Genomic DNA, 6,587 nt, shown 5'->3' with positions numbered 1-6,587 from the left:
GTATGAATATTTTTAGGGTAATACAAGAGGCAATTAACAACGCTATTAAATATGCGGATGCTAAAAAAATCGAAGTTCAGATTTCTAAAGACAATCAAAATTTTATAATTTCTATTATAGATAATGGAAAAGGTTTTGATCTAAATAAAATAGAATTAGGTAATGGTTTAAGTAATATGGAAAAAAGAATGAGCGAAATTGATGGCAAAATAAATATTAGTTCTAAACCAAATTCAGGCACAGAAATAAAGCTGGAAGTTTCATTTAAAAATACGTCAAATGACGTATAAGTCAATTTTATAAAAACCTTTATTTTTATAAAAAACCCACCAAGCTATGAGTTTAAAAATTTGCATTGCAGAAGATAATTATTTTCTAACAAAAGCTATCAAAGAAAAGCTTTCTTTTTTTGATGATATTTCTATAAAGTTCCACGCAAATAATGGCGCAGAATTAATTGGTAAATTAGAAGAAAATCATAATATAGATGTTGTTTTAATGGATATACAAATGCCAGAAATGGATGGCATTAAAGCCACAGAGTTGGTTAAAAATAGATATCCACAAATAAAAGTGATTATGCTTACTGTTGTAGATGATGATGAGTGTATTTTTAATGCCATTAAAGCAGGTGCAAATGGGTATTTGTTAAAAGAAATTGATGCAGAAAATTTATATAAAAGCATTATTGAAGTTACAGAAGGTGGTGCACCAATGACGCCAAGCATTGCTTTAAAAACTTTAAATTTACTAAGAGACCCTAATTTTTCTCCCTCTGAAAACGAGGAATTAGAGGAAATAAAACTAACAAAAAGAGAAACAGAAATTTTAGTACAATTAAGCAAAGGCCTAAATTATAACGATATTTCAGACAATTTAATAATATCGCCCTCTACTGTAAGAAAACATATAGAAAATATCTACAAAAAGTTGCAAGTACACAGTAAAATGGAAGCTGTAATGAAAGCGCAAAAAAGAAATCTGATTTAGAAAATAATTATTTTTCTATATACTGATCTACATTTTGCCAAGGACCACCATTAATAACATCGACTCCATTTTGTTTTAAAAATTGAGCTGCTTGTCCACTTCTACCTCCACTTTTACAAACTGCAATCACTGGTTTATTCCAAGATTTTATTTGCTCTATTTCTAAAGGAATTAAGTTTAAAACTATATGTTTTGCATTTTTTATATGCCCTTCATTCCATTCAGCTAAAGTTCTTACATCTAAAACAACAGCTTCTTTTTCTAAATATTCTTTAATATCTGAACCCATATCTTTTCTTTTAAACATGTCAAATAAACCCATGTTATCTATTTTTTAATTTAGGTGCAAATTTAAACCATTTTCTATAAGCTTTGTGTAACTTTTATTACTTTTTAAATCGTTTAAAATATTTAAAATAGTTGTTTTAATTTTATAATTATTCTGTAAAGCTAAATCTTATAACTCTAAAAACAGTAACCAATCAGCAGCAAAATTAGTTTGTAATTGATGAGCTATTACCATTATTTTTTCTTCAGATGCTGAATTTGTTTCACGCATTTCTCTCACTTTTTGGTATAATGAATACAACTCTCTCTCCTTTTCTGAATATTTAATTTTATGCGTTTTTGTTTCAGAAACCTTGCTTCTATCTTCAAAAGAATTTACATCTGCAGCACCAGCATAAGCCGAAATAACTTCTTTACCAACAGCCATATCATATAAACCCCATTCTGGTTTAAATAAAACCTCATCTTTGTAAGTTACAGTGCATTCATCAAAAGTTATCATCAAAATTTTACCTCTTAAATCTCTTGTTCCTGTAATGGCTTTTCCTTTTAAAATGATGCCACTTTCGAATTCCAAAGTCATAAATTCACCTTCGTAAATTCCATAGGCTTTTAAATCTCTTGGGCTCATATCTTCAATTGGCAAATTAATCCCTTTTAATTTTCCAATCGGACTTCCAAATCCATTTTGATGTATTGCAATTCCATGGCCAATTAATTCTTTATCTCTATTTGCTAAAGCAGTTGAACCTTTGGTTTGGAAATAAGCAACTTTGTTGTTTTTAAACTGAATTACTCTATCAAAAACTCCCGAAATTTGAATACCAGTTGTTAATTCTATAGTTCCTAAACTTTCTGATTCGATTAACTTTTGAATGCCATTTAAACCTCCTTTTCTCAAAGCCATTGTATTTGCAAACTCGTCTAAAACTAGGCTTAAATAAGCAAAATCTGGAGTAACAAATAGCTGAGGTTGTGGTTTTGTAATATCAAAATTTACAGTTGCAGCTTCTATAGAATAATTTACTTTTTTAACTTCTTCTTGCATACACCAAGCACTTTCACCTATTGATGAAAGCAAACCTGCTCCATAAATTTTAGGGTTTTCTAGAGTGCCAATTAAACCATATTCTACTGTCCACCAATGTAAATTTCGAATCATTGCCATTTCAGAAAGTTCACCCATATTATTTTGCAACCATTCTACTTTCTCTTGTGCATCATTAATTTCTTGTTCAGTAGAATTTGGGTCTTCTTTTAAAATGGATAAAAGTCGAATTGCTTCATACATTTCATAATCTTTGGCAGAGGATATTGCTTTGCTACCAATTTCGCCAAAACGTCTTAGATATTCTGAATATTCTGGATTTGCAATGATAGGTGCATGCCCAGCAGCTTCGTGAATAATATCTGGTGCAGGAGTATATTCTATATGATTTATAGTTCGCATATCTGAAGCAATTACCAAAACATTGTAAGCTTGAAATTCCATAAACGCATTTGGAGGAATAAAACCATCTACAGAAACTGCTGCCCAGCCAATTTCTTTTAAAATACGGTTCATGCCTTCCATATGTGGAATATTTTCCATTGAAATTCCTGTTTTTTCCAATCCAGGAATGTAAGATTTATGCGCAACTTTACTTAAATAATCTACATTCATACGCATTACATACCTCCAAACTGCCTGGTTTTGAGGCGTGTATTCACTGTAAGGCTGCTTTACAACAAACTTGTGCAAATGCTTTGGTAACTTTTTAGTTACTTCATTCATTTCAAAATGTGATTCCATTAAATATTTGATAAAATTTACCCTGTAAAATTACGAATTTTACAAATGATGAAACTCAATTTTCTTGTTAAAAATTGATTTGAAAGTAAATTCCACTTTTAAATAAGAATATTGTAATTGTAACATTTTATCATTTTTTGCTACTTATAAAATATAAATGCTTTCATTATGGGATCAATATCAGGCATGATTATCAGTTTAAAAAACAATAAGAGAACCCGTGTTTCTACTTTCGAAAAGATGAAAAACTTTAAAGAAGGTAAAAATATTCAAGTTTCTTTTGATAAAAAAGCAACAAAATATCAATTAAAAGATATTAAAGAAAAACTACAAAAAGAAAATACTGAGAGATTCACAAAAATTTTAATAATTATTTCCGTTATTATTTTGATTCTTATTTACGTTATCGGTTTCGTAAAATTTTAAACAGTTCTCTAAAAACTTTCTTATTTTTACGTGATAAAACAACACAATGAACAAGAAAGTTATCCTAATGATTTTAGATGGTTGGGGAATTACACAAGACCCAAAAGTATCTGCTATTTACAATGCAAAAACACCTTATATCAATTCTTTATACGATAAATATCCAAATGCAGAATTAAGAACTGATGGAGAACATGTTGGTTTGCCTGAAGGACAAATGGGAAATTCTGAAGTTGGTCATATGAATTTAGGTGCAGGTAGAATTGTATATCAAAATTTAGCAAGAATCAATAAAGCTGTTCGTGAAAAAACGTTAGGCAAAGAAAAAGTGTTGTTAGATACTTTTAAATATGCAAAAGAAAACAATAAAAATGTTCATTTATTAGGCTTGGTTTCTGATGGTGGAATTCATGCGCACATTAATCATTTAAAAGGAATTTTAGATGTTTCTAAAGAAAATGGTGTTAGCAATGTTTTTTTACATGCTTTTACTGATGGTCGTGATTGTGATCCAAAATCTGGCGCATTTTTTTTGAATGATATTCAAGAATACATGAAAAAAACAACTGGAGAATTGGCAACAGTTACTGGTCGTTATTATGCAATGGATAGAGATAATAGATGGGAACGTGTTAAAATTGCTTATGATGGAATTGTAAATGGAATTGGTACAAAAACAAGTGATTTACTTGCTACTATTAACCAAAATTATACTGCTGGTTTAACTGATGAATTTCACAAACCTATTATTATAACCAATGCTGATGGCTCTCCAAAAGCACAAATTAAAGAAGGTGATGCAATTATATTCTTTAATTATAGAACAGACAGAGGAAGAGAATTAACCAATGCTTTGTCTCAAAATGATTTTCCTGATTTTGGAATGAAAAAACTAGATTTATACTTTACAACCATCACTTTATATGATGAATCTTTTTCAGGAATAAATGTTATTTATAACACAGATAATATTAAAAACACCTTGGGTGAAGTTTTATCAAAAGCTGGTAAAAAACAAATTAGAATTGCTGAAACAGAAAAATATCCTCACGTAACTTTTTTCTTTTCTGGAGGACAAGAAGCACCTTTTGAAGGCGAATCTCGTATTTTAAGAAACTCGCCAAAAGTAGCAACATACGATTTAAAACCAGAAATGTCTGCTTACGAACTAACAAAAGCTTTGTGTAAAGATTTAGAAAAAGGCGAAGCCGATTTTGTTTGTTTAAACTTTGCAAATGGTGATATGGTTGGACATACAGGTATTATGGAAGCAGCCATTAAAGCCTGTGAAGCAGTAGACATTTGTGCAAAAAAAGTGATAGAAACAGGTTTAGCAAATGGTTATTCAACACTACTAATTGCAGATCATGGTAACTGCGAAACCATGATGAATCCTGATGGTTCTCCTAACACAGCACATACCACAAACCCTGTTCCTTTTATTTTAATTGATACCGAAATAAAATCAGTAAAAAGTGGTATTTTGGGCGATATTGCTCCAACTATTTTAGATTTAATGGGTGTAGAACAGCCAGAAGAAATGACGCAAAAATCTCTTTTATAATTATGAAAAATTACATCATCCTTTTTTTTAGTATTCTTATTTTAGCTTGTAATAGTAGTAAAACAACTGTTGAAAAAAAATCAGAAGAAAAAATTCAAGAAGTTCAAAAAATAACAAGAGTAAAAGCAAAAGAAAATAATAATACAAAAAATGAGAGGGGTTATTTAATTGGTATTGTAAATAAAGAATCTTTTAATGATGCTGATTATAAACCTTGGTTTGATAGCAGATATGAAGAATATTCTACAAACAAAGAATTAATTGAAAAACTAAAACCTATTATAAACGATTTTACAATTAAAGGTTTTATGGGTACTTGGTGTGGAGATAGTAAAAGGGAAACTCCCCGTTTTTATAAAATTTTGGAAGAAACTGGTTTTGATCAAGATTATTTTGAATTAATTACTGTTGGAAGAGATAAGAAAACACCAGACAATTTGCAAGAAGGCCTTAATATAATAAGAGTACCTACTTTTATTTTCTATAAAAATGGCAAAGAAGTAGGACGTTATGTAGAATATCCAAGAGAAACTCTAGAAAAAGATATTTTAAAAATTGTTACAGGAGAACCATACAAGCATTCTTACGATAGGAGTGAGTGAGTGATTTTTTTTTAATTTTGAATTTTCTTTTGTTTTCACCAAAAAATAATTCTTAATAAAAATCTTAACTTTGCCTTTCAATTTTTTTAAGATGATTCAAATTAAAACCAGAGAGGAAATAGAAATAATGCGCGAAAGTGCATTAATAGTTTCTAAAACTTTAGGAATGCTTGCTAAAGAAGTTAAACCTGGAGTTTCTACTTTATACCTGGATAAACTTGCAGAAGATTTTATAAGAGAACAAGGTGCAATTCCTGGTTTTTTAGGTTTGTACGATTTTCCTAATACACTATGCATGAGTCCAAACTCGCAGGTGGTTCATGGCTTTCCAACTAAAGAACCTTTAAAAGAAGGCGATATTATTTCTATAGATTGTGGTGCATTAAAAAATGGTTTTTATGGCGATCATGCATATACTTTTGCTGTTGGCGAAATTGATGCAGAAACCAAAAAACTATTAGAAGTTACCAAAGAAAGTTTGTATGTTGGAATCAGAGAATTTAAAGCTGGCAATAGAGTTGGTGATGTTGGTTTTGCAATTCAAAATTTTACCGAAAAACATAGTTATGGGGTTGTAAGAGAATTGGTGGGTCATGGTTTAGGACGTAAAATGCACGAAGATCCAGAAATGCCAAATTATGGCAAAAGAGGAAGAGGTAAAAAGTTTGTGGAAGGAATGGTTGTAGCTATTGAACCCATGATAAACATGGGAACTCACAAAATTAGACAACATGCAGATGGTTGGACAATTACAACCTTAGACAATAAACCATCTGCACATTTTGAACATAATATTGCTATTCTTAATGGCAAGCCTGAATTACTTTCTACGTTTAAATATGTGAATGAAGCTCTAGGTATTGTTACTAATGAAGAGGATGAATTTCGACAGTAAAATATTTTAGACACTAATTTCACAAAGAAA

Annotated in this window: 7 protein-coding genes and 1 pseudogene; 6 read left to right on the top strand and 2 right to left on the bottom strand. The window is 30.0% G+C overall.

The features are described 5' to 3' along the window. Together WAO74_RS06115 and WAO74_RS06110 are read left to right on the top strand one after the other, a co-directional pair. On the top strand, positions 1-290 hold a 290-nt coding region (locus tag WAO74_RS06115; RefSeq protein WP_422160421.1), incomplete at its 5' end, for a sensor histidine kinase. A gap of 46 nt (positions 291-336) precedes the next feature. Further along, a complete protein-coding gene (locus WAO74_RS06110) occupies positions 337-990 on the top strand; it encodes a response regulator (RefSeq protein WP_422160420.1) in 654 nt (217 codons plus the stop codon). Between the two features lie 7 nt (positions 991-997). Here the strand turns inward: WAO74_RS06110 and WAO74_RS06105 are convergent, their stop codons facing one another. Together WAO74_RS06105 and WAO74_RS06100 are read right to left on the bottom strand one after the other, a co-directional pair. Continuing rightward, a complete protein-coding gene (locus tag WAO74_RS06105) occupies positions 998-1,312 on the bottom strand; it encodes a rhodanese-like domain-containing protein (RefSeq protein WP_422160418.1) in 315 nt (104 codons plus the stop codon). Positions 1,313-1,324: 12 nt separating this feature from the next. Beyond that, positions 1,325-3,070: pseudogene (locus WAO74_RS06100) on the bottom strand (aromatic amino acid hydroxylase). A 168-nt stretch (positions 3,071-3,238) separates the two neighbouring features. On the opposite strand from WAO74_RS06100, the gene WAO74_RS06095 reads away from it, so the two are divergent. From WAO74_RS06095 to map, 4 genes are all read left to right on the top strand, one after another. After that, entirely contained in the window at positions 3,239-3,496 is a 258-nt protein-coding gene (locus WAO74_RS06095; protein ID WP_422160416.1) for a hypothetical protein, read from the top strand. Between the two features lie 46 nt (positions 3,497-3,542). Beyond that, entirely contained in the window at positions 3,543-5,060 is a 1,518-nt protein-coding gene (gene gpmI, locus WAO74_RS06090; RefSeq protein WP_422160414.1) for a 2,3-bisphosphoglycerate-independent phosphoglycerate mutase, read from the top strand. A 2-nt stretch (positions 5,061-5,062) separates the two neighbouring features. Beyond that, positions 5,063-5,662, top strand: coding sequence for a thioredoxin family protein (locus WAO74_RS06085; protein WP_422160412.1), 600 nt, complete (start codon positions 5,063-5,065; stop codon positions 5,660-5,662). Positions 5,663-5,753: 91 nt separating this feature from the next. Further along, a complete protein-coding gene (gene map / locus WAO74_RS06080) occupies positions 5,754-6,557 on the top strand; it encodes a type I methionyl aminopeptidase (RefSeq protein ID WP_422160410.1) in 804 nt (267 codons plus the stop codon). Positions 6,558-6,587: the final 30 nt, after the last annotated feature.

Origin of the sequence: Polaribacter sp., from assembly GCF_049276715.1 — a bacterium.
Classification (GTDB): domain Bacteria; phylum Bacteroidota; class Bacteroidia; order Flavobacteriales; family Flavobacteriaceae; genus Polaribacter.
This window is presented reverse-complemented; position numbering and strand designations above follow the sequence as displayed.

Coding starts and splice junctions, on each gene's coding strand:
- WAO74_RS06110 (WP_422160420.1), top strand. CDS start 337: ATGAGTTTAAAAATTTGCATTGCAGAAGATAATTATTTTCTAACAAAA.
- WAO74_RS06105 (WP_422160418.1), bottom strand. CDS start 1,312: ATGGGTTTATTTGACATGTTTAAAAGAAAAGATATGGGTTCAGATATT.
- WAO74_RS06095 (WP_422160416.1), top strand. CDS start 3,239: ATGGGATCAATATCAGGCATGATTATCAGTTTAAAAAACAATAAGAGA.
- gpmI (WP_422160414.1), top strand. CDS start 3,543: ATGAACAAGAAAGTTATCCTAATGATTTTAGATGGTTGGGGAATTACA.
- WAO74_RS06085 (WP_422160412.1), top strand. CDS start 5,063: ATGAAAAATTACATCATCCTTTTTTTTAGTATTCTTATTTTAGCTTGT.
- map (WP_422160410.1), top strand. CDS start 5,754: ATGATTCAAATTAAAACCAGAGAGGAAATAGAAATAATGCGCGAAAGT.